Source organism: Klebsiella sp. 10, assembly GCF_018223925.1.
Lineage (GTDB): Bacteria > Pseudomonadota > Gammaproteobacteria > Enterobacterales > Enterobacteriaceae > Klebsiella > Klebsiella pneumoniae.
In genome coordinates, this window is the sequence record NZ_JAGRRB010000017.1 from 114,571 (window position 1) to 139,806 (window position 25,236).

The 25,236-nt window shown below is 59.7% G+C and carries 23 protein-coding genes; 9 read left to right on the plus strand and 14 right to left on the minus strand.

The window, feature by feature from the left end; translation table 11 throughout:
• Positions 1-84: 84 nt before the first annotated feature.
• Positions 85-2,019: a protein kinase YeaG gene (yeaG, locus tag KHQ26_RS19900; RefSeq protein WP_002901234.1), complete on the minus strand. Its 1,935-nt coding sequence runs from the start codon at positions 2,017-2,019 to the stop codon at positions 85-87.
• 416 nt (positions 2,020-2,435) lie between these two features.
• On the opposite strand from yeaG, the gene KHQ26_RS19905 reads away from it, so the two are divergent.
• Together KHQ26_RS19905 and KHQ26_RS19910 are read left to right on the plus strand one after the other, a co-directional pair.
• Positions 2,436-3,182 (plus strand): MipA/OmpV family protein, encoded by a 747-nt coding sequence (locus KHQ26_RS19905; protein WP_002901236.1) that lies wholly within the window; start codon positions 2,436-2,438, stop codon positions 3,180-3,182.
• A gap of 91 nt (positions 3,183-3,273) precedes the next feature.
• Entirely contained in the window at positions 3,274-4,128 is an 855-nt protein-coding gene (locus KHQ26_RS19910) for an aldo/keto reductase (protein ID WP_049124136.1), read from the plus strand.
• A 56-nt stretch (positions 4,129-4,184) separates the two neighbouring features.
• Here KHQ26_RS19910 and KHQ26_RS19915 read toward each other — a convergent pair whose 3' ends face one another.
• Positions 4,185-5,069 carry a D-hexose-6-phosphate mutarotase gene (locus KHQ26_RS19915; RefSeq protein WP_002901240.1) on the minus strand — a complete coding sequence of 295 codons (885 nt, stop codon included), beginning with the start codon at positions 5,067-5,069 and terminating at the stop codon, positions 4,185-4,187.
• Positions 5,070-5,143: 74 nt separating this feature from the next.
• Positions 5,144-6,139 carry a glyceraldehyde-3-phosphate dehydrogenase gene (gene gapA, locus KHQ26_RS19920; RefSeq protein WP_002901243.1) on the minus strand — a complete coding sequence of 332 codons (996 nt, stop codon included), beginning with the start codon at positions 6,137-6,139 and terminating at the stop codon, positions 5,144-5,146.
• A gap of 338 nt (positions 6,140-6,477) precedes the next feature.
• On the opposite strand from gapA, the gene msrB reads away from it, so the two are divergent.
• Together msrB and KHQ26_RS19930 are read left to right on the plus strand one after the other, a co-directional pair.
• Positions 6,478-6,891: a peptide-methionine (R)-S-oxide reductase MsrB gene (gene msrB / locus KHQ26_RS19925; RefSeq protein ID WP_002901246.1), complete on the plus strand. Its 414-nt coding sequence runs from the start codon at positions 6,478-6,480 to the stop codon at positions 6,889-6,891.
• A 43-nt stretch (positions 6,892-6,934) separates the two neighbouring features.
• Positions 6,935-7,213 carry a YeaC family protein gene (locus KHQ26_RS19930; protein WP_002901249.1) on the plus strand — a complete coding sequence of 93 codons (279 nt, stop codon included), beginning with the start codon at positions 6,935-6,937 and terminating at the stop codon, positions 7,211-7,213.
• Between the two features lie 94 nt (positions 7,214-7,307).
• On the opposite strand, the gene yajD is transcribed toward KHQ26_RS19930, so the two are convergent.
• The 5 genes from yajD to sppA form a co-directional block, all read right to left on the minus strand.
• Positions 7,308-7,652: an HNH nuclease YajD gene (gene yajD / locus KHQ26_RS19935; protein WP_002901254.1), complete on the minus strand. Its 345-nt coding sequence runs from the start codon at positions 7,650-7,652 to the stop codon at positions 7,308-7,310.
• A gap of 160 nt (positions 7,653-7,812) precedes the next feature.
• On the minus strand, positions 7,813-9,066 hold the full coding sequence (locus KHQ26_RS19940; protein ID WP_002901255.1) for a glycoside hydrolase family 18 protein: 1,254 nt from the start codon (positions 9,064-9,066) through the stop codon (positions 7,813-7,815).
• Positions 9,067-9,236: 170 nt separating this feature from the next.
• The gene (gene pncA, locus KHQ26_RS19945) at positions 9,237-9,878 is read right to left on the minus strand and encodes a bifunctional nicotinamidase/pyrazinamidase (protein ID WP_004176537.1); all 642 of its coding nucleotides are present in this window, start codon (positions 9,876-9,878) and stop codon (positions 9,237-9,239) included.
• A gap of 9 nt (positions 9,879-9,887) precedes the next feature.
• Positions 9,888-10,907 carry an asparaginase gene (gene ansA / locus KHQ26_RS19950; protein WP_004176535.1) on the minus strand — a complete coding sequence of 340 codons (1,020 nt, stop codon included), beginning with the start codon at positions 10,905-10,907 and terminating at the stop codon, positions 9,888-9,890.
• A gap of 138 nt (positions 10,908-11,045) precedes the next feature.
• On the minus strand, positions 11,046-12,899 hold the full coding sequence (sppA, locus tag KHQ26_RS19955) for a signal peptide peptidase SppA (protein WP_004176533.1): 1,854 nt from the start codon (positions 12,897-12,899) through the stop codon (positions 11,046-11,048).
• A gap of 165 nt (positions 12,900-13,064) precedes the next feature.
• On the opposite strand from sppA, the gene KHQ26_RS19960 reads away from it, so the two are divergent.
• Positions 13,065-13,616, plus strand: coding sequence for an NAD(P)H nitroreductase (locus KHQ26_RS19960; RefSeq protein ID WP_004176531.1), 552 nt, complete (start codon positions 13,065-13,067; stop codon positions 13,614-13,616).
• A gap of 735 nt (positions 13,617-14,351) precedes the next feature.
• Here KHQ26_RS19960 and phoC read toward each other — a convergent pair.
• Positions 14,352-15,098, minus strand: coding sequence for an acid phosphatase PhoC (gene phoC / locus KHQ26_RS19965; RefSeq protein ID WP_002901387.1), 747 nt, complete (start codon positions 15,096-15,098; stop codon positions 14,352-14,354).
• 225 nt (positions 15,099-15,323) lie between these two features.
• Between phoC and selD the strand changes: the two genes are divergently transcribed.
• The 3 genes from selD (at position 15,324) to KHQ26_RS19980 (ending at position 19,478) form a co-directional block, all read left to right on the plus strand.
• Positions 15,324-16,367, plus strand: a complete 1,044-nt coding sequence (gene selD / locus KHQ26_RS19970; protein ID WP_004176528.1) for a selenide, water dikinase SelD — start codon at positions 15,324-15,326, stop codon at positions 16,365-16,367.
• Between the two features lie 4 nt (positions 16,368-16,371).
• On the plus strand, positions 16,372-18,318 hold the full coding sequence (locus KHQ26_RS19975) for a DNA topoisomerase III (protein ID WP_004148065.1): 1,947 nt from the start codon (positions 16,372-16,374) through the stop codon (positions 18,316-18,318).
• A 179-nt stretch (positions 18,319-18,497) separates the two neighbouring features.
• Positions 18,498-19,478 carry an NAD(P)H-quinone oxidoreductase gene (locus KHQ26_RS19980; RefSeq protein WP_004176527.1) on the plus strand — a complete coding sequence of 327 codons (981 nt, stop codon included), beginning with the start codon at positions 18,498-18,500 and terminating at the stop codon, positions 19,476-19,478.
• Positions 19,479-19,521: 43 nt separating this feature from the next.
• Here KHQ26_RS19980 and gdhA read toward each other — a convergent pair whose 3' ends face one another.
• On the minus strand, positions 19,522-20,865 hold the full coding sequence (gene gdhA / locus KHQ26_RS19985; protein WP_004176526.1) for an NADP-specific glutamate dehydrogenase: 1,344 nt from the start codon (positions 20,863-20,865) through the stop codon (positions 19,522-19,524).
• 182 nt (positions 20,866-21,047) lie between these two features.
• Positions 21,048-21,458, minus strand: a complete 411-nt coding sequence (locus tag KHQ26_RS19990) for a pyrimidine (deoxy)nucleoside triphosphate diphosphatase (RefSeq protein ID WP_004176525.1) — start codon at positions 21,456-21,458, stop codon at positions 21,048-21,050.
• 86 nt (positions 21,459-21,544) lie between these two features.
• On the opposite strand from KHQ26_RS19990, the gene KHQ26_RS19995 reads away from it, so the two are divergent.
• Positions 21,545-22,168: a CDP-alcohol phosphatidyltransferase family protein gene (locus KHQ26_RS19995; RefSeq protein ID WP_016831881.1), complete on the plus strand. Its 624-nt coding sequence runs from the start codon at positions 21,545-21,547 to the stop codon at positions 22,166-22,168.
• A gap of 51 nt (positions 22,169-22,219) precedes the next feature.
• On the opposite strand, the gene KHQ26_RS20000 is transcribed toward KHQ26_RS19995, so the two are convergent.
• From KHQ26_RS20000 to KHQ26_RS20010, 3 genes are all read right to left on the minus strand, one after another.
• The gene (locus tag KHQ26_RS20000; RefSeq protein WP_004176523.1) at positions 22,220-23,527 is read right to left on the minus strand and encodes a sulfurtransferase; all 1,308 of its coding nucleotides are present in this window, start codon (positions 23,525-23,527) and stop codon (positions 22,220-22,222) included.
• 93 nt (positions 23,528-23,620) lie between these two features.
• Positions 23,621-24,253 (minus strand): ATP-binding cassette domain-containing protein, encoded by a 633-nt coding sequence (locus KHQ26_RS20005; RefSeq protein WP_004176522.1) that lies wholly within the window; start codon positions 24,251-24,253, stop codon positions 23,621-23,623.
• Positions 24,253-25,236: ABC transporter permease subunit (locus KHQ26_RS20010; protein ID WP_073972383.1), on the minus strand; the 984-nt coding region annotated here is incomplete at its 5' end. The genes KHQ26_RS20010 and KHQ26_RS20005, both read right to left, overlap by 1 nt.

Below are 25,236 nucleotides of genomic sequence, written 5' to 3' on the forward strand. Positions count from 1 at the left end.
TGCCCTCCTGTACTGCATTAGCCAACTTTACTTATCATCATTCAGCTGCAGTTGACCCGGCGGCGTGCCGCCGGGTTGGACGCATCAGGACGATTTACGAACCCGCAGGTACCACTCGCACAGCAGGCGAACCTGTTTGCGGGTGTAGCCTTTCTCCATCATGCGGTCGACAAAGTCGTCATGTTTTTTCTGCTCATCGGTTGAGGTTTTGGCATTAAACGAAATGACCGGCAACAGCTCTTCGGTATTGGAGAACATTTTCTTCTCAATAACCGTGCGCAGTTTCTCATAGCTGGTCCAGTTCGGATTACGTCCGCTGTTGTTGGCTCTGGCGCGCAGCACAAAGTTGACGATTTCGTTACGGAAGTCTTTCGGGTTGCTAATCCCGGCTGGCTTCTCAATTTTCTCCAGCTCGGCATTCAACGATTCACGGTCAAACAGCTGCCCGGTGTCCGGATCGCGGTATTCCTGATCCTGGATCCAGAAGTCAGCGTAGGTGACATAGCGATCGAAAATGTTCTGCCCATACTCGGAGTAGGATTCCAGATAAGCGGTCTGGATCTCTTTGCCGATAAACTCGGCGTATTTCGGGATCAGATAGCCTTTGAGGAATTCCAGATAGCGCTCGGCCTGCTCCTGTGGGAACTGTTCGCGCTCAATCTGCTGCTCCAGCACATAGAACAGATGCACCGGGTTAGCGGCCACCTCGACGTGGTCGAAGTTAAATACCCGAGACAGGATCTTAAAGGCAAAGCGGGTGGAGAGCCCGTTCATCCCTTCATCAACCCCGGCGTAATCGCGATACTCCTGATAGGACTTCGCTTTCGGGTCGGTATCTTTCAGACTTTCGCCGTCATAGACCCGCATCTTCGAGTAGATGCTCGAGTTTTCCGGCTCTTTAAGGCGCGACAGAATCGAAAAGCGCGCCAGGGTTTCCAGGGTGCCCGGGGCGCAGGGCGCATGGGTCAGCTCACTGTTGTTGAGCAGTTTTTCATAAATGCGGATCTCTTCGGAGATACGCAGGCAATAAGGCACCTTGACGATATAGACGCGGTCGAGGAAGGCCTCATTGTTCTTGTTATTACGGAAGGTCACCCATTCCGATTCGTTGGAGTGAGCAAGGATGATCCCGTTAAACGGCAGGGCGGAGATCCCTTCGGTGCCGTTATAGTTACCTTCCTGGGTGGCGGTCAGCAGCGGATGCAGCACCTTAATCGGCGCTTTAAACATCTCGACGAACTCCATAATCCCCTGGTTGGCGCGGCACAGCGCACCGGAGTAGCCGTAGGCGTCCGGGTCGTTCTGCGCATAGTGTTCCAGCTTACGGATATCCACCTTACCGACCAGCGCTGAAATATCCTGGTTGTTTTCATCACCCGGTTCGGTTTTGGCGATGGCAACCTGCTCGAGAATCGATGGCCAGACTTTAACCACGCGGAATTTAGTGATATCGCCGCCAAACTCGTGCAGGCGCTTGGCCGCCCACGGCGACATAATGGTGCCGAGATAGCGGGTCGGGATGCCATACTCTTTCTGGAGGATCTGCGCATCTTCCTGCGGATTGAACAGGCACAGCGGGTGATCGTTGACCGGACTGCGTTCGCCGTTGGCGCTCAGCACATAGATGGGCACGCGCTGCATCAGCGCTTTCAGCCGTTCAGCCAGCGACGATTTACCACCGCCCACCGGCCCCAGCAGATAGAGGATCTGTTTCTTCTCTTCCAGCCCCTGGGCGGCATGCTTGAGGTAGGAAACGATCTGCTCAATGGCGTCTTCCATACCGTAAAACTCTTCAAATGCCGGATAGCGTGCGATAACCCGGTTTGAAAAGAGACGGGATAGCCGCGGCTCGAGAGCCGTATCAACCATGACGGGTTCACCAATGGCCATCAACAGACGTTCTGCCGCATTGGCATAGGCACTGCGATCTTGCCGGCAGATGGTAAGAAACTCCTGCAGTGTGAACTCTTCGTCCTTGGCAGCTTCGTAGCGCTGGCGATAGTGATCGAATATATTCATGGCATGCCGTCCTTTCGTTTTTTAGCACAGGTTGAGAGCCGTTCATATGAATAGTGGGGGCCCCCGGAAGACATAAGCTGAACATCGCTCTCCTGGTATCCAGCAACCCTTATGCCAGGTTGCGGGTGGGGTAGCGTGAATGTGCCCGGCAATTACACCTTCTAAATTTAAGCGTAGATGCATTTAGAAATCTTGCATGGCGCAGAAAATCAATTTCAATGACATATCAATAACTCATCCTGAACATGACGCTTTTTGATTCGTTGGGACGCAAAGTTGTCATCGGGCTGTCACCGGATGGTAAGAGAAGGGTGGCAAAGTGAACGATTTGTGTCATATCGGGTAAAGAATTTGAGGCATGAGACCTACGACGGTACACTGCACGGGCTGATTATTTGACAACGGGAATATGGATTGTGACTAAAATCAAACTTCTGGCACTCGGCGTGCTGATAGCGACGTCCGCCAGCGCGGCGCATGCCGACGGGAAGTTCACTCTTGGGGCTGGCGTAGGGGTCGTTGAGCATCCGTATAAGCAATATGATGCGGATGTCTATCCGGTGCCGGTCATTAGTTATGAGAGCGAAAACTTCTGGTTCCACGGTCTGGGCGGGGGTTACTACCTGTGGAATGACACCAACGATAAACTGTCGATTACGGCCTACTGGTCGCCAATGTACTTCAAGCCGGGCGACAGCGACAGCGAGCAGATGCGTCGACTGGATAAACGTAAATCGACCGTGATGGCCGGTCTTTCTTATGTCCACAACACGCCCTATGGCTTCCTGCGCACGACGATTGCCGGCGATACGCTGGATAACAGCAACGGTATTAACTGGGATCTCGCCTGGCTGTACCGTTACACCAACGGTAACCTGACGCTGACGCCGGGTATTGGCGTGGAGTGGAACAGCGACAATCAGAACGAATACTACTATGGTGTCTCCCGGCACGAGTCGCGCCGCAGCGGCATGCGCAGCTATGACCCGGACAGTAGCTGGAACCCGTATCTGGAACTGTCGGCTAACTATCGCTTCCTCGGTGACTGGAGCGTTTACGGCGTGGCGCGCTACACGCGTCTGTCGGATGAAATTACCGACAGTCCGATGGTGGATAAATCCTGGAGCGGTCTGATCTCCACCGGGATCACCTACACCTTCTGATTGTGCATTCTTACAGTGCGCTTCATGCATCAAAACAGGGCCTTGCGCCCTGTTTTGCTTTATGGTGGTGCATACGGTTAAGGAGGAGAAGATGGTGAAAAAAACAGTACGCTTCGGCGAGCAGGCGGCAGTGCCGGCCATCGGGCTGGGCACCTGGTATATGGGCGAACATGCGGCGCAGCGTCAGCAGGAAGTGGCTGCACTGCGGGCGGGCATCGACCATGGACTGACGGTGATCGATACGGCGGAAATGTACGCCGACGGCGGGGCGGAGGAAGTGGTGGGCCAGGCGATCCGCGGTCTGCGCGACCGGGTAGTGCTGGTCTCCAAAGTCTATCCCTGGCATGCCGGCAAAGCGGCGATGCACCGCGCCTGTGAAAACAGCCTGCGCCGGCTGCAGACCGACTATCTGGACATGTATCTCCTGCACTGGCGCGGGGATATCCCGCTGCAGGAGACGGTTGAGGCGATGGAGAAGCTGGTGGCCGAGGGCAAGATCCGCCGCTGGGGCGTCTCTAATCTGGACACCGAGGATATGCAGGCGCTGTGGCGGACGGCGGATGGCGAGCACTGTGCAACCAACCAGGTGCTCTACCATCTCGCATCGCGGGGCATTGAATACGATCTCCTGCCCTGGTGCCAGCAGCACAGTCTGCCGGTGATGGCCTACTGCCCGCTGGCGCAGGCGGGGCGCTTACGCGATGGACTTTTTCAGCATAGCGATATCATTAATATGGCTAACGCGCGGGGGATTACGGTAGCGCAACTGCTGCTCGCCTGGGTGATTCGTCATCCGGGAGTGCTGGCGATCCCGAAAGCGGCCAGTATTGAGCATGTGGTGCAGAATGTCGCAGCGCTCGACATCGTCCTTAGTGGGGAAGAGCTCGCGCAGCTGGACCGCCTCTATCCGCCGCCGCAGCGAAAAACCCGGCTGGATATGGTTTAACCCATCGTTCACGGCAAAGAAAAACAAAAGCCCCGTTACCAACGGGGCTTTTGCTATTAGCGTTTTTTCACACTGATGGTTTGCGCCAGGCGAGAGGGCGTCTCTTCGCTGGCTTTCTGCGGCTGGGTTACGCAGCAGGTTTCGACGCAAACGAAGGTTTTGTAGCCATCGTCCGGCATATCGCCCATGCTGACGGACAGCGCCGGGCCCGGGTTCCAGGCCACCACATTGTGCTGATGATGATGCACCACGTCGATAGTGCGGTTTAGCGCGTCGTCATGGATCACGCTGCAGCTGTCGGCGTTGAGATAGACGCGATCGGTGCGGTCCGGGAAGGTCTGCACGCCGTTGCTCAGAACGCCTTCTTCGGCATTGTTCACTTTATCGATATAGCGCTCGCCAAGACCGCTCACCTTCACCGCCGCGATATCGCCGACGTTGAAATAGCTGTGCAGGGCAGAGGTGGTCTCGAATTCACCGTGGGCTTCCAGCTCGATTTCACAGGTCTTGCCCAGCTTAAAGCGGGCATAGAGGGTGAACTCGTGCGGCCAGAGCTTCATGGTTTCAGCGCTGTGCTGGAGCGCAAAGGTCAACATTACGCCGCTGTCGTCTTCGTCATGACCTTCCAGGGTCCATGGCAGATTGCGGGCAAAGCCGTGCGACGGCAGACCTTGCTGCGCAGAAGGACCAAACCAGGGCCAGCAAATCGGCACGCCGCCGCGCAGGGCGACGCCCTGTTTAAACGGGGTGTTGTTGCTCAGCCACAGAACTTCTTCTTCACCGGCGGGTTTCCAGGAGAGCAGGTGCGCCCCCTGCAGCGCCACAGAGGCTTTCACCTGCGGATGGTCGATGACAATCAGCTCCAGGTCGTCCAGCTGGCGACGGGAGATCACGGGAGAAATGGTTTCATTCACCGGGAGAGCAAAAATTTTATTTATCATTGTGCAATCCTATCTCTGCAGACAAAAAAAAGAGCGACCGAAGTCGCTCTTACAGATTACTTTTTCATCTCAACTTATTTGGAGATGTGGGCAATCAGATCCAGAACTTTGTTGGAGTAGCCGGTTTCGTTGTCGTACCAGGAAACCAGTTTCACGAAGTTGTCGTTCAGTGCGATACCCGCTTTAGCATCGAACACGGAAGTGCAAACTTCGCCGTTGAAGTCGGTAGAAACAACGTCGTCTTCGGTGTAACCCAGAACGCCTTTCATAGCGCCTTCAGAAGCGGCTTTGATGGCTTTCTTGATTTCTTCGTAGGACGCTGCTTTTTCCAGACGAACGGTCAGGTCAACAACAGATACGTTCGGAGTCGGAACGCGGAACGCCATACCGGTCAGTTTGCCGTTCAGTTCTGGCAGTACTTTACCTACTGCTTTAGCAGCGCCGGTAGAGGACGGGATGATGTTCTGAGCTGCGCCGCGGCCGCCGCGCCAGTCTTTGTGAGACGGGCCATCAACGGTTTTCTGAGTAGCGGTGGTAGCGTGGACGGTGGTCATCAGGCCTTCAACGATACCGAAGTTGTCGTTGATAACTTTAGCCAGCGGCGCCAGGCAGTTGGTGGTGCAGGAAGCGTTGGAAACGATGTCCTGGCCAGCGTAAGCGTCGAAGTTAGCGCCGCGAACGAACATCGGAGTGTTGTCTTTGGACGGGCCAGTCAGAACGACTTTTTTCGCGCCAGCGGTGATGTGTTTACGAGCGGTTTCGTCGGTCAGGAAGATACCGGTTGCTTCAGCAACAACGTCAACACCAACTTCGTCCCACTTCAGGTTAGCCGGGTCACGTTCAGCGGTAACACGGATTTTTTTACCGTTAACGACCAGATGACCGTCTTTCACTTCAACGGTACCGTCGAAACGACCGTGAGTGGAGTCATACTTCAGCATGTAAGCCATGTACTCTGCGTCTAACAGGTCGTTGATTGCAACGATCTCGATGTCAGAACGTTTCTGAGCAGCACGGAAAACAATGCGACCGATACGGCCAAAACCGTTGATACCTACTTTGATAGTCATATATTCCACCAGCTATTTGTTAGTGAATAAAAGGTTGCCTGTAAAATTACAAAAACCTTACGCAGCGTCAAGCGGAATCGTGTCAATCATTGCGACAAATCAATCCTGAGCAGACCTTTGCGCGATTGATTTGCCTCACTTTCCCTTTGAGCCCAATTCCATATGGGGGCTGCGCGCGGAATTTTAAAGGGCATTTAAGATAAAAACGTGATTTAAGTCACAATTATCTGGCTGCCTGTGGGCACCGGATAAGTTTAGAACAAAAGTGTACGCTTCATTGTTAATGTTTTGTTAGAATTGGAGCGAAAGTAGTCCATTGCAAAGCGAGATGTAAGCCCATGGCGAATAAACCCACCCCGGAAGAGCTGAAAAATGGCTTGAGCGAAATGCAGTTTTACGTGACGCAGCATCATGGCACCGAACCGCCTTTCACCGGACGGCTGTTGCACAACAAGAAAAATGGCGTGTACCACTGCCTGGTGTGCGATGCGCCGCTGTTTAACTCCCAGACTAAATACGACTCCGGCTGCGGCTGGCCGAGCTTCTACGAGCCGGTAAGCGCGGAGGCCATTCGCTATCTGACCGACAATTCGCACGGCATGCAGCGCATTGAGATCCGTTGCGGAAACTGTGATGCCCATCTCGGCCACGTGTTTCCGGATGGTCCGCAGCCGACCGGCGAGCGCTATTGTGTCAACTCGGCATCGCTGAGCTTCACCGATGAGCAAAATGGCGAGCAAATCAAGGGTTGAAGAAACGATTCAGCAAATTATTCCAGGCGGAGGTGAGCGGAAGATGGATATTGAGCAAATTATCGACAGTATGACGCCGGAAGTGTATCAGCGTCTGGCGACGGCGGTAGAGCTGGGAAAATGGCCGGATGGCGTCGCGCTGACGCCGGAGCAGAAGGAAAATAGCCTGCAGCTGGTGATGCTCTGGCAGGCCCGGTATAACACCGACGCCCAGCACATGACCATCGACACCAGCGGGCAGATGGTAATGAAGAGCAAACAGCAGCTGAAAGAGGATTTTGGCATCGTGCCGAAGCCGATCGCCACCGTTAAACTGCAATAAACCGCCGGCCGGCGGTGAGACGTTCCGGCGTCGGGTAACCGCGCGCCGGATGGCGTCATGTCGAATGACCGCGTCCGGCGGTCAGCCGCTTCGCTTACTTTTTGTTCATCATCGCTTTCAGATCGGCAAACGGGTTGTAGGTGGCCTCGCCGACGCTCTTTTGCGCATCTTCTCCTGCCACCACCGTGGAGCCATACTGATCGGCTTCGGTGTACTTGGAATGTTCGTGATCGTGACAGTACAGGCACAACATCTCCCAGTTGCTGCCATCTTCCGGGTTATTGGAGTGGTCGTGATCGATGTGGTGCACCGTCAGCTCGCGCAGATTGGAGTAGACAAACTCCCGTGAGCAGCGTCCGCACACCCAGGGAAAAAGCTTGAGCGCCTTTTCGCGGTAACCCACTTCCAGACGTGCGTAATTTTTGGGGATATAGGCCATGGCCCCCTGCCTCCTGTCAAACGGTTAAGCTGCGCCAACCCCTGGCGCAGCGGATAACAGGCATCATAACCTATCCCGGGCGGCGCGATATACCTGCATTGCAGGCGATGCTGCCTGCGTCACGCCTCCTGGTGTCGACGATGCGGCGGAACAGCCATGATTAGTGTTTGATCCCCAGCGATTCCGCCAGCTGACGGGCCAGCTGATTCTGGTCATCGGCGCCATATTCCCAGAACATGGCCCCGGCGAGGCCCTTCGCCTTGATATAGTCCGCCTTAATGGCTACCGAGCGCGGGTTCTCATAGGAGAGGGCGAACAGCGGCTTGCCCTCCGCGGACTGCACCGACAGCCACGGAACCTTCGCCTCATCGTCCCAGTGCTCGGTAAAACGCTTTTGCGGATCGTTGAGCAGTTTGCCCACGATATCATTGTATTTCACGTAGGTGTCTTTGCTCAGGTCATAGCCCAGCGAGGCAAACAGCGCGATCTGTTGTGGCCCAAAATAGGGCTGGGTGACCGGATTGTTTTGCGCATCCGCTTTCGTCCAGTCAATCCCCGGCTCGACCGCCCGTTTCGGTACCCGGCCATAAAAACCAATCCCGAGGTTCATCTGGCTGGGTTTAAGCCCGGCGGCCAGGTAATTGTTGACCACAAAATCGGCGCTGTATTTATCCGCTGCGGCGACCGTCGGCCAGTGGCTGGAGTCATACAGATTCGAGTTGAAGTACTGCGTGCCGTAGGCCATGTCGTAGGTCATCAGGTTGATGTAGTTCAGCACCGGGGCCACCGCTTTGACGTCCACCCAGCTTTTCGGGCTCTCGGCATTGGCGCCCACGGCGATAGTCACCAGCTTTTGCTCACCGACTGCCTCACGCAGCGATTTCAGCAGGGCAGTGAAGTTGTCGCGGTCAGCCGGCTGGCTGGCCACCAGTCCCCAGGCGCCGTTGACCGGAAACTCCCAGTCGAGGTCAATGCCGTCCAGACCATATTGCTGGATGATTTTCTGCGCGGAACGAATAAAGACGGCGCGACTTTCTGCGGTCGCCGCCGCGCCGGAGAAACCACGCGCGCCCCAGCCGCCGACCGACAGCAGGACTTTGAGGTCCGGATTCTGTTTACGCAGGGCGGGGAGCTTTTGCAGATCCGCCTGCACCTTCGGCGACAGCCAGATCTCGTGCAGATGAGCAGGATCCTTCAGGGCCGCATTGGTCTCGTCTTTTTCATCGTTATAGATAAGGCCAAACGAGTAGTTGAGATGGGTGATCTGCCGGACGTCCAGCTTATCGATATCACCGCCCGGCCCGGCGGTGACGTCGCCGCCGCCGTTAAAATAGCCGACGGACATCAGCGGTTGGGCAGAGAGCGCGGAAGCGCAAAGCAAGGGCAAGGCTGCCAGCAAGGGCAAACGTTTCATAGTGGTTCCTCTTTGACATAAAAATAACCACGCCACGGAAATGGCGTGGCGAAAAAACAGCCTTGCCAGACTAGCAGCAATAACCTGTTGAAACTGCGAGAGAGTTCAATTTATGGACAATAGCGAGGCGGCAGAAGAAGACCCGGCGCGAGGGCGCCGGGGGGGAGGGATCAGGCCTGAGTTTCCCGCCAGTCGTCGAGGGTATAGAGCGTGGCGCCCGCGGCGGCCATCTCCATAAACGCCTGGCTGCTGTCCTGCGGCTGCAGATTTACGCCGCGACAGCCGTCGGTGATGACGTTGACCGCGTAGCCCAGCGCCAGGGCATCCAGCACGGTGAACTTAACGCAGTAATCGGTGGCGAGGCCGAGAACGGTCAGCTCCACGATCCCCTGACCACGCAGCCAGCTGTCCAGTTCGGTTTTCTGCCGGTGACCGTTGTCAAAGAAAGCGCTATAGCTGTCGATGATCCGGTTTTGCCCTTTGTGGAACACAGCGGCGATCGCCTGCTGCTTGAGCAGCGGATGCAGCGCCGCGCCTTCGCTGTGCTGCACGCAGTGATCCGGCCAGAAAGTTTGCGCCAGGCCGTCCAGCTCGCCCTCGGTGTAGGGTTCCACCTGGTGCTGGCTGGCGAAACTGCCGTGATCCGCCGGATGCCAGTCCTGGCTGGCGACGATGGGCTCGCCGCGCGCCAGGCTCCAGTCGATAAGCGCATTGGCTACCTCGACGGTACTGTCGCCTTCAGGAACCGCCAGCGCGCCGCCGGCACAAAAGTCGTTCTGCAAATCAACCAGTAACAGCGCTCGATGTGCCATACGTCCTCCTTAAGCCTCGTCGGGGGTGAGTTCGCCACGCAGATTTTGCTGCATCGCCGCGCGAATGGCGTCAACGTCCAGCTGCTGGCTAAGCAGATAGTGTAGCTTGGTCAGCGTCGCTTCCACTGTCATATCGAAACCACTGATGACCCCCGCCTGAGCGAGGGCGTTGCCGGTGGCATAGCCGCCCATGTTCACCTTTCCGGACATGCACTGCGTCAGATTGACCACCACAATACCGCGCTGGCTGGCTTCCGCCAGCACCTGAATAAACTCGCCATTCTGTGGGGCATTGCCGACGCCATAGGAGCGGAGGATCAGCGCTTTCACCGGTTGGCGCAGAAAATTACGCACCACGTCGGCGGAGATGCCGGGGTAAATCGTCACCACGCCAATCGGCTGCGGAGTGATGGGGTGCACGATAAGCTCTCCGCTACCCTGCGGCGCCGGCGGAGTACCGAGACGGCGAATATGGATCCCGGCCTCCAGCAGCGGGGCAAGATTTGGCGAGGCGAAAGCGTCGAAGCCGTCGGCATGGGCTTTGGTGGTGCGGTTGCCGCGGAACAGTCGATTGTTGAAGAACAGCGCCACTTCGTTAATCGGATAGTTGGCGGCGACGTACAGGGCGTTGAGCAGGTTAATCTGACCATCGGAACGCAGCTCGGCCAGCGGGATTTGTGACCCTGTCACAATGACCGGCTTACCAAGGTTTTCCAGCATGAACGACAGCGCCGAGGCGGTAAACGCCATGGTGTCGGTTCCGTGGAGGATCACAAAGCCATCATACTCCTCATAATGGCTGCGGATATCGTCGGCGATGTGCTGCCAGTCCTCGGGGGTCATATCGGATGAATCCATCAGCGGATGGTATTCATGGATCGTGAAGTCCGGCATCTCCGGACGATGGAACTCCGGCATCAGCGCCAGCTGACGCTGCAGATGGCCGGAAACGGGTACATAGCCGTGTTCAGAGCGCTGCATACCGATGGTCCCACCGGTGTAGGCAACGTAAATCGATTTTTTTTGCATAGCATCGCTTAGGTTGGTCGTAGACAGGCGCAGTATAAAGAGACGCAGGAAAAAATACAGCGTCGGTCGCGGGCTTTGTGGCAGTGTTGGCAGGAGAGGGAAAAAGGCTGCCCCGGGAGACGGGGCAGCCGCTGCGTATTAACGGATGTTAGCGCAGGTCAGGCAGAAGGCATAGCGATTCTGCGGGTCGTTAAACGCCGCCAGCTTGTCGCTCTCCGCTTTCACCGTCTCGGCCGCCGCGGCGACCGGCGCAGGCAGCCAGGCCTGAATGGCCGCCGGCAGCGAGGCGCGTACCGAGCCGGTCAGGCTGTCCAGCACCATCGAGAAGAAGGTCGGCTCTTCCTGATAGTAGTTGAGGTGCCAGGTTTTCAGCTTCGCCAGCTCGGCGGCTTTGGCCACCGCGTCGTCGAAGTCGCCGAGGCTGTCGACCAGGCCGTTGGCTTTGGCATCTTCCCCGGTCCAGACGTGGCCCTGGGCGATCTGGTCGATTTTCTCCGGCGTGCTCTTACGGGCGTTAGCCACCAGGGTGATAAAGCGCTGATAGCCATTCTCAATGCTCAACTGCATCAGCTGCTGCACTTCCGGCGGCAGCGCTTTGGTGCTGGAGACATCCGCCAGCGGCGACGTGGCGACGCCGTCGGTGTGGACGCCAATCGACCCGAGGGTATTTTCCACGGTGTTGATCACCCCAAAGATGCCAATGGAGCCGGTGAGGGTGCTTGGGTTCGCCACGATGTAATCCGCTGGGGTGGAGATCCAGTAGCCGCCGGACGCCGCCATGCCGCCCATCGAGACCACTACCGGTTTACCGGCGGCTTTGGCTGCCGCCAGCTCTTCACGAATGATTTCCGAAGCGGTTACGCTGCCGCCCGGGCTGTTTACGCGCAGAACGATGGCCTTAATTTTCGGATCGAGGCGCGCATCGCGAATTTGCGCTGCGGTGGTGTCGCCGCCGACGTTGCCCGGGGTCTCTTCACCGTCCATGATGGCGCCGTTGGCGAAGATTACCGCGATGGCGGAACCCTGGTCAGACGGCGTCTTCACGTTGTAGTCGTAATAGCTGATCGCCCGGTAATTGTTATCCGCTTTGCTCCAGCCAAACTGTTTGGTCAGCGCCTTTTCCACTTCCGTGGAGGTCGCCAGCTCATCCACCAGCTTATTGTCCAGCGCATATTTCGCCGTATCGCCGCCCACCTTACGCAGGCCATCGATAATGCCCAGGGCGCCCGGGAAGAGCTGCTGGGCGGTGATCTGGCGGTTGGCGGCAATGGTGTTGAGGTAGTTCTGCCACAGTTCGCCAATCCAGCGGCTATCCGCTTCGCGGGCGGCAGGGGACATATCATCGCGGATGAATGGCTCGACGGCGGATTTATAGGTGCCGACGCGGAAGACATGGGTGGAGACCTTCAGCTTATCCAGCAGCGATTTGTAATATAGCCCGTTGGTAGCGAAGCCGTGCAGGTCTACCTCGCCCTGCGGCGAGAGCCAGATTTTGTTGGCGAAGCTCGCCAGGTAGTACTGGCCCTGGCTGTAGCTGCTGCCGACGGCATACACCGGTTTGCCGCTATCGCGGAATTCGCGCAGCGCTTTGCCGATGTACTGCATGGATGGCTGGTCGCCGCCGACGAAGTTTTTCAAATCCAGCACAATACCGGTGATATTGCGGTCATCCTTCGCCTGGCGAATGGTCTGCACGATATCGAACAGGGAATTCTCCTGCAGACGGTCCGAGCTGGCGCCAAACAGCTGGCGGCCAATCACGCCGAGCTTGCTGCTGGCGGATGGTTTATCCACCACCACACCGGTAATATCCAGCAACAGCGCGCCGCGCGCGGCATGTTCGCTGGTGGTGCTGCTGAACTGGCTCCAGATGCCGATACACACCAGCACCAGCACCAGGAAGATCGCATTGAGGGCCAGTTTGCGAATAAAGTTGAGTATCCGCCACGTCCATTTAAAAAAGCTGGCAATCAGTCGCCAAAGGGTTCGCATGTCTTCTCCCTAACGTTATCTAAAAAGGGCAGGCCGCAGGGGCCGCCGCGTCTGGCTATCCTAAAGAGTGAGCCGTCGGTTGTCAGCAGGAATCACCGACCGCGCTGTAACAAAATCCTTGTGCATGTTAATTTTATGAAAAATGACATCACAGGAGTTATACAGATGGATGCTCTCGATCTACTGCTTAATCGCCGCAGCGCTTCCCGCCTGGCGGAACCTGCCCCGGCGGGCGAACAGCTGGAAAACATTCTGCGCGCCGGGCTGCGCGCCCCGGATCATGGCACCCTGCAGCCGTGGCGCTTCTTTATTATCGCCGATGACGGCCGCGAGCGCTTCAGCCAGTTGCTGGAAAAAGGGGCCAGAGAGGCCGGCCAGGATGAGAAGGGAATAGAGAAAGCCCGCAATGCGCCGTTCCGCGCGCCGCTGATTATTACCGTGGTCGCGCGCTGTGAAGACCACCCTAAGGTGCCGCGCTGGGAGCAGGAGATGTCCGCTGGCTGCGCGGTGATGGCGATGCAGATGGCGGCCCTGGCTCAGGGATTCAACGGTATCTGGCGCAGCGGAGCATTGACCGAGAGTCCGGTGGTGCGGGCCGGCTTCGAGTGCCGCGAACAGGATAAAATCGTCGGCTTCCTCTATCTGGGGACGCCGCAGCTAAAAGCCTCAACCACCATTGCCCTGCCGGATACCGCGCCGTTTGTGACGCGATTCTGAGTCGGTGCTTATTATGCCGGGTGACGGCTGGCGCCTTACCCGGCCAACGCATCCGGCTCTGATTGTCTGTAGGCCCGCGCAAGCGCAGCGCCGCCGGGCAAGGACAGCGGGCACAGAGCTGATTTTGTGCCGGGTGGCGGCTGCGCCTTACCCGGCCTACGTTCGTACGACCTGTCGTTAATTTATTCACTTTTCTTGCTGAAACTGCCGGTGCTGACGGCCTCAACATCGCTGAGACGTTCCCGGCAGGCCGGGGCAGCCCGCATGGATGCGGGCTGAGGGCCGTGTTTTGCAGAGATGCTGCCTCGGCCCGACCCGAAGCCTGCAGGGATAAGTCGAAGGGACCGCGCAGCGGCGATTTTGCTGGCCGGAGCCCGGGGGTACAGGGGGCGGCGGCGACTGGCCGCCCCCTGTGCGCTCCCGGCGCCATGAGTGACATAACGCAGACGATTAACCGGGAGTGCAAACTACGCTGAAGCCACAGATAACATAAACAACCACATTGCAGTGCTTCCCCTCACCCTGGCCCTCTCCCGGAGGGAGAGGGAACCGTCCGGCTGGCCGCGCAAGCGCAGCGCCGCCGGGCGATGGCAGCAGGCTCGGAGCCGCATCTATGCCGGGTGGCGGCTCGCGCCTGACTCGGCCTACAACCCCTACCATTCGAATCAATCGCGGTTTTTGTAGCCCGGACAAGGCGCGCCAGGCGCCGCATCCGGGAATGCAACGGCGATGACGTTACTTCTGCCTTTTCGCGAATTCATCTTTGGCTTTCTGCAACTGCTGCTGGAAGGCCGGGTTGGTGTGCAGCGTAGCGACCACCGCGGAGCCGACAATGCGCGCCGCATCGACATCGCTCTGCCAGTGATAGCCGCAGATCACCCGGCTCTCGCCGAGCTCATAGCCGCGCTTCAAAATTTCGTTTTGCCGCTGCGGGTTGATCTCCGCCAGCACCAGGGCGGTGGCCCAGCCGATAGAGGTATGCCCGGACGGGTAAGAGCCGTTTTTCGCCAGCTTGTCCTGTTCGGTGGTGTTGCAGGTGGAGACGCCATAGAACGCAAACGGGCGAATGCGCATGTATTTCTCTTTCGCGCTGCGGGTCGCCAGGTCGCCGGCGTCTTCAATCATATTGGTCAGCAGTTTGTGAAGCTGCGGCGCGTCTTTCTCGGTGATCGGCGAACCAAAGGCGCTGGAGAAGGCGTTGGCCACGCCGCCCGCGCTGAGGTTGGCATCCTCTGCCGCCAGCTTCCCGCGCTCGGTATTGCGCAGCAGACGTCCTTGCTCATACATCGCCTGATCGTTTAAAAATGCGATACTGCCCACCGCCGGCGGTGGTGGCAACAGCGCCAGGCTGTCGATGGCCTGGGCATTGGTCAGATAGTAGAGATCGGGCTTGGTGGTGACATCGTTCCCGGGGGGAACCAGAGCAAAGGCGTTAACGGAGAAGAAACTGGCCAGGCAAAGGGCAAGAACACGCTTTTTCATTAGAATTTCCTTACGTCATAATCATTCCAGAGAAGACAGTCCTGTGCTGTCACATTTCTGTCATCTTTAAGTAAAAGTGAAAATGGTCGGGAAAAAATTGTCGCGTCTCGCAAAAACGGCTTTTTGTCTGCTTAATGAGCAACCATACGCGATTTCAGACTGTCGTACTTACCACCCTGGCGTTTGGGCGCTAACATAGCGGGATTGCAATGACAGGAGATGTCCATGAGCGAGCAAGCCATTCGTTTAACGCAATACAGCCACGGAGCCGGTTGTGGTTGTAAAATTTCCCCGAAAGTGCTGGAAACTATCCTGCATAGCGAGCAGGCGAAGTTTGTCGACCCAAACCTGCTTGTCGGCAACGAAACCAGCGATGATGCCGCCGTTTACGATCTCGGTAATGGCACCTCGATCGTCAGCACCACCGATTTCTTTATGCCGATTGTCGATAACCCGTTCGACTTTGGCCGCATCGCCGCCACCAACGCCATCAGCGATATTTTCGCTATGGGCGGGAAACCGATTATGGCGATTGCCATCCTCGGCTGGCCGATCAACACCCTGGCGCCGGAAATCGCCCGCGAAGTGGTGGAGGGCGGGCGCTTTGCCTGCCAGCAGGCGGGGATCGCGCTGGCGGGCGGCCACTCCATTGACGCCCCGGAGCCGATCTTCGGTCTGGCGGTCACCGGCGTGGTGCCCACCGAGCGCATCAAGAAAAACAGCACCGCCCAGGCGGGTTGCAAACTGTATCTCACCAAACCGTTGGGGATCGGCGTACTGACCACTGCAGAGAAAAAATCGCTGCTCAAGCCAGAGCATCAAGGGTTAGCGACGGAGACCATGTGCCAGATGAACCTCGCCGGCGCCGCGTTTGCCGCCATCGACGGGGTGAAGGCGATGACCGACGTCACCGGCTTTGGCCTGCTCGGCCACCTCAGCGAGGTGTGCCGCGGGGCCGGCGTGCAGGCGCAGCTGCGCTATGCCGATATCCCAAAACTGCCGGGGGTGGAGGACTATATCGCCGCCGGCGCGGTGCCGGGCGGCACCGGGCGCAACTTTGCCAGCTACGGCCATCTCATGGGCGAGATGCCGACGGAGTGGCGGGATCTGCTGTGCGATCCGCAGACCTCCGGCGGTCTGCTGCTGGCGGTGACCCCGGAGGCGGAGGCGGAAGTTCAGGCCGCCGCGGCGGAGTTCGGCATTAAGCTGGCCGCCATCGGCGAGCTGGTGACCGCCCGCGGCGGGCGACCCATGATCGAGATCCGTTGATTCGATGCGGTTGTTTATTGCAGAAAAACCGAGTCTCGGTCGGGCTATCGCCGATGTGTTGCCTAAACCGCACCGCAAAGGCGATGGCTATATTGAGTGCGGCAACGGGCAGGTGGTCACCTGGTGTATCGGCCACCTGCTGGAGCAGGCGCAGCCGGACATCTACGACAGCCGCTATGCCCGGTGGAATCTCAACGATCTGCCGATTGTGCCGGAGAAATGGCAGCTGCAGCCAAAGCCCTCGGTCACCAAACAGCTGAATGTCATCAAGCGCCTGCTCGGCGACGCCGAGGAGGTTATCCACGCCGGCGACCCGGACAGAGAAGGGCAGCTGCTGGTGGACGAAGTACTCGACTACCTGCAGCTGGCGCCAGAGAAGCGTCAGCAGGTGCAGCGCTGTCTGATTAACGATCTCAACCCGCAGGCGGTGGAGCGGGCGATCAACCGTCTGCGCGCCAACAGCGAGTTCGTGCCGCTCTGCGTGTCGGCGCTGGCGCGGGCCCGCGCCGACTGGCTGTACGGCATCAATATGACCCGCGCCTACACCCTGCTGGGGCGCAACGCCGGCTATCAGGGGGTGCTCTCGGTGGGGCGGGTGCAGACCCCGGTACTTGGCCTGGTGGTCCGTCGCGATGAAGAGATTGAAAATTTCGTCGCCAAAGATTTCTTCGACGTGAAGGCGCATATCGTCACGCCGCAGGAGGAGCGTTTTGTCGCCACCTGGGTGCCGAGCGAAGCCTGCGAACCTTACCAGGATGAAGAAGGGCGCCTGCTGCATCGTCCGCTGGCCGAGCATGTGGTTAAGCGCATCGAAGGCCAGCCGGCAATCGTGACCGGCTATAACGATAAGCGCGATTCCGAACCCGCGCCGCTGCCGTTCTCGCTGTCGGCGCTGCAGATTGAGGCGGCCAAACGTTTCGGCTTCAGCGCGCAGAACGTGCTGGATATCTGCCAGAAGCTGTACGAAACCCACAAACTCATCACCTATCCGCGTTCGGACAGCCGCTATCTGCCGGAAGAGCACTTCGCTGGCCGCCATGCGGTGTTGAATGCGATTGCCGTCCATGCGGCGGACCTGCTGCCGCAGCCGGTAGTGGATCCGGAGATCCGCAACCGCTGCTGGGATGATAAAAAGGTCGACGCGCACCATGCGATTATCCCAACCGCCCGCAGCAGCCAGGTGAAGCTCACCGATAACGAAGCGAAGGTGTACACCCTGATCGCCCGCCAGTATCTGATGCAGTTCTGCCCTGACGCAGTGTTCCGCAAATGCCAGATTGATCTTGAGATCGCCAACGGCAAGTTTGTCGCCAAGGCGCGTTTTCTGGCCGAGGCGGGCTGGCGGACGCTGCTTGGCAGCAAAGAGCGTGATGAAGAGAACGACGGCACGCCGCTGCCGGTGGTGGCCAAAGGCGATGAACTGCTGTGCGAGAGGGGTGAGGTGGTGGAGCGTCAGACCCAGCCGCCGCGCCACTTTACCGACGCCACGCTGCTGTCGGCGATGACCGGGATTGCCCGCTTCGTACAGGATAAAGATCTGAAGAAGATCCTCCGCGCCACCGACGGCCTCGGCACGGAAGCGACCCGCGCAGGGATTATCGAGCTGCTCTTCAAGCGTGGTTTCCTGAGCAAAAAGGGGCGCTATATCCACTCTTCGGAGGCCGGCAGGGCGCTCATTCATTCCCTGCCGGAGATGGCCGGGCGACCGGACATGACCGCCCACTGGGAGTCGGTGTTGACGCAGATCAGCGAGAAACAGTGCCGCTATCAGGACTTTATGCAGCCGCTGGTGGGGACGCTGTATCAACTGATCGATCAGGCGCGCAGCACGCCGGTGCGTCAGTTCCGCGGCCTGGTGGCGCCGGGCGGGGCGAAGAAGTCGTTCAGCAAAGGTAAAGGGAAGCCGAAAGGCAAAAAAGCGGCAGACGATACCGCGCCGCCGCCGCAGTAACCCGCCGGTGGTCGCGAGGATGCGTTACCCCGCGGCCACCGCTTCTCCGCCAGTCAGGCCAATGGTCTACACTAAACAGCCGGGAAGAGCCTGGACGCGGGGCCCCTGAGCAGGGGATGCCCGCTGCGCTTTTCCTGATGCCGATGCCCCATTTCTCTCACAGGCGATAAGGAGGACCCGTGAAATATATTGCTATCAGCCAACCGGGCGGCCCGGAGGTATTGCAGATCCGCGAAGGGGAGATTCCCACCATCGGGGAGCATGAGGTGCTCATTGAGGTGAAGGCGGCGGGCGTCAACCGGCCGGATATTCTGCAGCGCCAGGGTCTGTATCCCATGCCTGAGGGCGTCACCCCCGTGCCCGGCCTCGAGGTGGCGGGCGTGGTTCTTAAGGTCGGCGCGCAGGTCACAGCGTTTACGCCCGGCGATCGCGTTTGCGCGCTGACCAACGGCGGCGGCTATGCCGAATACTGCGCCGTGCCGGCAGGCCAGACGTTGCCGATCCCGGCGGGCCTCAGCTTTAGCGAAGCGGCCGCCATTCCGGAAACCTTCTTCACCGTCTGGGCGAACGTCTTCCAGCTGGGTAAGCTGCAGCCTGGCGAAAGCATTCTGGTCCACGGCGGCGCCAGCGGGATTGGCACCACCGCGGTCCTGCTGTGCCACGCGCTGGGGATGACCGTCTATGCCACCGTCGGCCAGGACGAAAAAATTGCTGCGCTACGTCCCTATGCTACGGCGATTAACTACAAAACCGATGATTTTGCCGAGAAAATCGGCCAGCTGACCAACGATGAAGGGGTGGACGTCATTCTGGATATTGTTGGCGGCCCTTACTTTAACCGCAACCTTGGGCTACTGAAAAAGGATGGACGACTGGTCATCATCGGCTTTATGGGCGGGCGAATCGCTCATGAGGTTGATATTCAGACTCTGATGCTCAAGCGAGCCACCGTCACCGGCTCGACCATGCGCGGCCGGACGGCGGCGGAGAAACAGCAGATTGCCGAGGCGCTGCGCCGCCACGTTTGGCCGCTGCTAGAGGCAGGAAAATGCAAGCCGCTGATCTACGCCAGCTACCCGATGGCGGAGATTGCCGAGGCCCATGCCTGTCTGGACAGTGGTCAGCATCTGGGGAAAGTTGTGATCACGATGACGTCGTGAGACGCATCCCGGCGGGCTGCCGCCGGGATGGAGTTAGGGGAGGTTAAATCACGCCCTGGGCCAGCATAGCATCCGCAACCTTCACGAAACCGGCGATATTCGCGCCGCGCACGTAGTTGGTCTGCTTCGCTTCGCCGCCGTACTGCACGCAAGCGTGGTGGATATCCAGCATGATGTGATGCAGGCGGGCATCCACTTTTTCCGCTTTCCAGCCCATGCGCGCGGCGTTCTGCGCCATCTCCAGACCGGAAGTCGCCACGCCGCCGGCGTTGGCCGCTTTGCCCGGGGCAAACAGCACGCCAGCTTCCAGGAACAGGTCGGTTGCGGCGATGGTGGTCGGCATGTTGGCGCCTTCCGCCACGGCCTTGACGCCATTGGCAATCAGCTGGCGGGCGGCATCGACGTCCAGTTCGTTCTGGGTCGCGCAAGGCAGGGCAATATCCACCGGCACTGACCACGGCTGCTGGCCTTCAAGATAGGTGAGGCCAAATTCGCGGGCGTAATCGGCCACGCGGCCGTGGGCACGCTCTTTAATGTCGATCAGGCGGGCCAGTTTTTCTTTGGTGAAGCCCGCTTCGTCAACGACGGTGCCGTTGGAGTCGGAGGCCGTCACCACCCGCGCGCCAAGCTCCATCGCTTTCTCAATGGCGTATTGCGCGACGTTGCCGGAGCCGGAAACCGCCACGCGAGCGCCTTCGAAGCCGAGGCCGTGACGTTTGAGCATCGCTTCGGTGAAGTAGATCAGGCCGTAACCAGTGGCTTCCGGACGGATCAAGCTGCCGCCAAAGGAGAGTCCTTTACCGGTGAAGACGCAGGCGCTGTTGTTGGAGAGCTTGCGCATCATTCCGGCCATAAAGCCGACTTCGCGACCGCCGACGCCGATATCGCCCGCCGGTACGTCGGTATCCGGGCCAAGGTGGCGATAGAGTTCGGTCATCAGCGCCTGGCAGAAACGCATCACTTCGCCATCGCTCTTGCCTTTAGGATCGAAATCGCTGCCGCCTTTCCCGCCGCCCATCGGCAGAGTGGTCAGGGCGTTTTTGAAGGTCTGCTCGAAGCCAAGGAATTTGAGAATCGACAGGTTAACCGACGGGTGAAAACGCATCCCGCCTTTATACGGGCCGATGGCCGAGTTGAACTGCACGCGCCACGCGCGGTTGACCTGGACCTGATTGCGGTCGTCCACCCACACCACGCGGAACTGGATCACGCGCTCCGGTTCCACCAGACGTTCCAGCAAAGCAAGCTGACGATAGCGCGGATTTTCCTCAAGGAAAGGCCACAGGGTGGTCATCACCTCCCGGACGGCTTGAGCAAATTCGGTTTGATGAGGATCGCGCTGTTGAACGCGGGTGAGAAAGCCTTCCAGAGTGCACGTCTGATCCATAGATATCAGTTCCCCTTATGGTTGTGGTTGCATGTATTTATTATGATTCGGTCCTTGAAAAAACCGATTTTCCGACTATAACACCGCTAATCCTTAGGCAAGCAAGGAAAAATTGAGCCGACAACAAAATTTATAATTGCCCGCTCGTCATAACTAAAAGCGATGACGAGGCGGCGGGCGGATCAGCGGACGGAAAGGGTGGGGCGCTGGGCGATAAAGGCGTGCAGCAGAGGAATATCGGCCGGGGCGAGATCGAGGGCCAGCGCTTCTGTGGGAAGGCACCAGCGCAGCTGAGTGTGATAGTGGGCCAGCGGCGTGCCCTGAAAGTGCGGCACCCACCAGGCGTGCAGATGGATCCGGCGGCCGGAGACCTCCCGCTGATGGCTAGCGATATAGCAAGCCGGGCGGGCGATGATGCCCATCTCCTCCTGCAGTTCGCGGGCCAGCGCCTGCGGCTGGCTTTCACCCGGCTCCACTTTGCCGCCGGCGAACTCCCACATCCCCGGCTGGTCGGCGTGGGGCGGACGCTGCGCCAGCAGAATCTGGCCATCCTGTTCAATAATGGCGGCGACAACATCAATCATTTTTAGCATAAGCATCAAGGTTAATAAGACGAATATGGCCTATTATCACCGCCATAGACCGTAACTGACAACCGCCAACCCTGCTGGAGACCTTCGTGCTTGATAGCCACCTGCATCCGCGCCTTAAACCCCTGCTAAACGCTGTCGCCGGCGCCCTTGACCGCCCCGGCATCTCACCGGACGGGCTGACGCTGGTCGGTTTTGCCATCGGCGTGCTGGCTCTGCCCTTTCTGGCGCTGGGGTGGTATGGCGCGGCGCTGGCGGCCATTCTCCTTAACCGCCTGCTGGATGGCCTGGACGGCGCTCTGGCGCGGCGGCGCGGGCTCACGGACGCGGGCGGCTTTCTCGATATTGCGCTGGATTTTCTCTTTTACGCCCTGGTGCCGTTCGGCTTTATTCTGGCGGATCCGCTGAACAATGCCCTGGCGGGCGGCTGGCTGCTGTTTGCCTTTATCGGCACCGGCAGCAGCTTTCTCGCTTTTGCCGCCCTGGCGGCCAGGCACCAGATCGCCAATCCCGGCTACGCCCATAAATCGCTGTACTATCTCGGGGGACTGACGGAGGGGTCGGAGACCATCCTGTTGTTTGTCCTCGGCTGCCTGTTTCCGGCGCATTTCGCCTGGCTGGCGTGGCTGTTTGGCGCGCTGTGCTGGCTGACGACGGCGACGCGCATCTGCAGTGGCTACCAGACCTTAAAGCGGGTAACGACCACAGCGTAAACGGGGTATCGCGCGTCGCCGACAAAGGGCGACGCGCTGAGGCGGGGCGAGTTACTGACTGCTTTCCGGGCCGCGCTCTCCGCGGGCCACCGGATTGTGCGGGTTGCTGCTCCATTCGTACCAGCCGCCGTCGTACACCGCGACGTGCGGCCAGCCCATGGCGCGGGCATACATAAAGGTTTCCGAGGCCCGCCAGCCGGTCCCGCAATAAAACGCCACTTGCTGGCTCGGCAGAATGTTCCACTGGCGCCACAGGGCAGCGATATCGTCGGCGCTGCGCATGGTGCCGTCCGGGTTATGGAAATCCTCCATGTGCGTGGAGTCGCTCCCGGCGTGGCCCCAGCGGGCGCCAGCGATGTCGCCCTTCGGCTTGATATAGCTGTAGCCGCTGGTGGTGCCGATAAACTCCGGCCACGAGCGGACGCTGACCAGCGAGGCGTCCTGACGATGCAGCAGCCCGCGGGCTTGTTCGGTATCCAGCATCAGCTGCGGCTGGCCGGGGATCGGCGCGCCGAAATCAGGCGCCGGCTGCTGCGCCGGCGGCATGCCGCGCTCTACCGGCAGCCCGGCGTCGGACCAGGTCTGCCAGCCGCCGTCAAGCAGGCGCACGTCTTTGACCCCGGTGTACAGCATGATCTGCGCCACCCGCGCTGCGGCGTAGACGTCGCGACCATAGAGGATCACCGTGGTGTCATGCCGGATGCCGTGCTTCGCCAGCATCGCCTTCAGCTGCGCGTCGGACACTTTATTCCACAGCGGTTCGCTCTCCACCTCATTGGTATCGATATAGCCCGCGCCAGGGATATGGCTCAGCAGATAGAGCTTCGGCGCTCCCCAGGCGGCTTCAAACACTTTCCAGTCGCCTGCCGGGGCGGCGGCGACCGCTTTCCCTTGCTGTAGGTCGTGCAGCCACTGGGGGTAGACCAGCTGTTCAAAGTGCGGCAGCTTTTGCAGACGGTCGGTCTGGCTCAGCGCATCGCTCAGGGTGCTGAGCCGGGTGAAACCCGTTTGTTTCAGCCGCGCCGCGACGCTGACGTTATCCTCCGGGCTGCCGTACAGCGCGATGGGGGTATCGGACTGGAGCTGGTGCTGCTTAGCCCAGGCGCGGAGCTGATCGTCGCTCATGGCGCCGAGCCAGCGGGCGGAAAGATTGAGGGCCTGTGGCTCATGGCCTTCCGGGCCGTTGGCGCGCTGCGGCCAGCCGTTGTAATAAGCGCTCAGCCGGGTGTCGATGGCCACGCCGTGCTGCTGTTGCAGGTGGGAGAGAGTGAGCGCTGGCATGGTTTCAGCGGCGCAGGTAGTGGAAGCAGCAAGCCCCATGAGCAGGGCGAGTGCGGTCAATTGAGAAACACGTTTCATCGAAATGCCCGACGGTAAAAAGTGGAGGGCGTATTCTCCACTCGCCAGGCGCCGATTTCTTTGCGGTAACGCAGGTTTGCACGCTATTGTCCTTCATTGCCAGCGCTCCATCGCCAGGCAGCGCCCCGTCGGCGGGCAGTCCTCGCGATCGTGGGTCACCAGGATCGCCGGAATGGCCTGGCGGGCCAGTTCTTCAAAGACCCAGCGGCGGAACCCGGCGCGCAGGCTGGCATCCAGGCGGCTGAAGGGCTCATCAAGCAGCAGCGCCTCGGGGCGCGCCAGCAGGGCGCGCAGCAGGCTCACCCGCGCCCGCTGCCCGCCGGAGAGCGTGGCCGGATCGCGCGGGGCGAAGCCCGCCAGCCCGGCGCGGCTAAGCGCTTCCTCCACCGCGGTTTTTCGCGCCTCGCCGCGCACGTTCTCCGGCAGCGCCAGCTGTAAATTTTGCCCGACGCTGAAATGGTCGAACAGTAACGGGTCCTGAAACAGAATGCCGATGCGCCGATGCTCTGTCGGCAGCGTATCGCAACGCCGTTCGTTGAGCCACAGCTCGCCTCGGGCGCGAAAATCGCCGGACAGGGCGCCAATCATCCAGGCAAACAGCGTTGATTTCCCGCTACCGGAGGGGCCCATCAGCGTCAGCACCTCCCCCGGGGCTACCGAAAAGGCGACCTCCCGCAGCAGCGGCTGGCGTCTCACGCTCAGGGTCAGATGGTTTACGGTTAGCACTAGCGAAGTCCTCGTCGATAGCGGCCTGCCAGCCAGGCCAGCAGAGCCGTCAGGGTAAAGCATACCGCCGGCAGCAGTAATTGCCACAGCGCCTGAGCGGCGAGCGTCTGCGCCTCGCCGCCGCTGCTGAGCGCCACCGCCTGGCTGGTGAGCGTCGGAATTCGGCCAGCCCCCAGCCATAGCGTTGGCAGATACTGCGCGATGCTCACTGAGAAGCCCACCGCCAGGGCGGTCAGCAGTGGGCGAGTTAGCGAAGGCAGGGTCAGCAACCAGAAAATACGCGTCGATCCCCAGCCGAGCGTGCGGGCGACAACCGTCAGCCGCGGATCGCGCTGGCGCCAGGCCGGGCGCAAAATAAACAGCATCCAGGGCACCACCCACAGCAGATGGCCCCACAGGACGGTCCACCAGTCACCGTCAAGCCAGGCATACAGCGCCAACCGGTACTGGCCGTCGGCCAGCGGCAGGGCCGGCAGGACCAGCGGTAGCCAGACCCAGCCATCGCCTCGCGCCGGGCCGCAGGCCAGCCACAGCAGGCAGACAGCCGCGCCGAGGGCGCAGGCCGCCAGCGCCAGCCCAAGGCTGTTGCCGAGGGCATCCATCTGCGGCGGCGCCGAGCGCGCCAGCCCCGCCAGCAATAGCGCGCCCAGCAGACCGCTCAGCGGCAGCAGCGCCGCCAGCAGGCGGCCGGGCAGGGCATGAGGATGCGGGTGACGAACACCGTGCAGATCGGGCTGGTACTGGCGCTGTAGCCGCCATCCGCTCCAGGCGACCAGCGCCAGCCCGCCGAGGCTCGCCATCAGCAGCAGGCTGGCCAGCGCCCCTTTGGCCTGCTGCAGCTCATCGCCCTGGCTTAACCATTGCCACGCCAGCACGGCGAGGGTGGGCGGATTGCCGGGCCCCAGCACCAGGGCGACGTCTACCGCCGACAGGCTCCAGGCGGTGGTGGCCAGCAGCACCATGCCGAGGGCGGGCAGCAGGGC

Coding starts and splice junctions, on each gene's coding strand:
- yeaG (WP_002901234.1), bottom strand. CDS start 2,019: ATGAATATATTCGATCACTATCGCCAGCGCTACGAAGCTGCCAAGGAC.
- KHQ26_RS19910 (WP_049124136.1), top strand. CDS start 3,274: ATGGTGAAAAAAACAGTACGCTTCGGCGAGCAGGCGGCAGTGCCGGCC.
- KHQ26_RS19915 (WP_002901240.1), bottom strand. CDS start 5,069: ATGATAAATAAAATTTTTGCTCTCCCGGTGAATGAAACCATTTCTCCC.
- gapA (WP_002901243.1), bottom strand. CDS start 6,139: ATGACTATCAAAGTAGGTATCAACGGTTTTGGCCGTATCGGTCGCATT.
- msrB (WP_002901246.1), top strand. CDS start 6,478: ATGGCGAATAAACCCACCCCGGAAGAGCTGAAAAATGGCTTGAGCGAA.
- KHQ26_RS19930 (WP_002901249.1), top strand. CDS start 6,935: ATGGATATTGAGCAAATTATCGACAGTATGACGCCGGAAGTGTATCAG.
- yajD (WP_002901254.1), bottom strand. CDS start 7,652: ATGGCCTATATCCCCAAAAATTACGCACGTCTGGAAGTGGGTTACCGC.
- KHQ26_RS19940 (WP_002901255.1), bottom strand. CDS start 9,066: ATGAAACGTTTGCCCTTGCTGGCAGCCTTGCCCTTGCTTTGCGCTTCC.
- pncA (WP_004176537.1), bottom strand. CDS start 9,878: ATGGCACATCGAGCGCTGTTACTGGTTGATTTGCAGAACGACTTTTGT.
- ansA (WP_004176535.1), bottom strand. CDS start 10,907: ATGCAAAAAAAATCGATTTACGTTGCCTACACCGGTGGGACCATCGGT.
- sppA (WP_004176533.1), bottom strand. CDS start 12,899: ATGCGAACCCTTTGGCGACTGATTGCCAGCTTTTTTAAATGGACGTGG.
- KHQ26_RS19960 (WP_004176531.1), top strand. CDS start 13,065: ATGGATGCTCTCGATCTACTGCTTAATCGCCGCAGCGCTTCCCGCCTG.
- phoC (WP_002901387.1), bottom strand. CDS start 15,098: ATGAAAAAGCGTGTTCTTGCCCTTTGCCTGGCCAGTTTCTTCTCCGTT.
- selD (WP_004176528.1), top strand. CDS start 15,324: ATGAGCGAGCAAGCCATTCGTTTAACGCAATACAGCCACGGAGCCGGT.
- KHQ26_RS19975 (WP_004148065.1), top strand. CDS start 16,372: ATGCGGTTGTTTATTGCAGAAAAACCGAGTCTCGGTCGGGCTATCGCC.
- gdhA (WP_004176526.1), bottom strand. CDS start 20,865: ATGGATCAGACGTGCACTCTGGAAGGCTTTCTCACCCGCGTTCAACAG.
- KHQ26_RS19990 (WP_004176525.1), bottom strand. CDS start 21,458: ATGCTAAAAATGATTGATGTTGTCGCCGCCATTATTGAACAGGATGGC.
- KHQ26_RS20000 (WP_004176523.1), bottom strand. CDS start 23,527: ATGAAACGTGTTTCTCAATTGACCGCACTCGCCCTGCTCATGGGGCTT.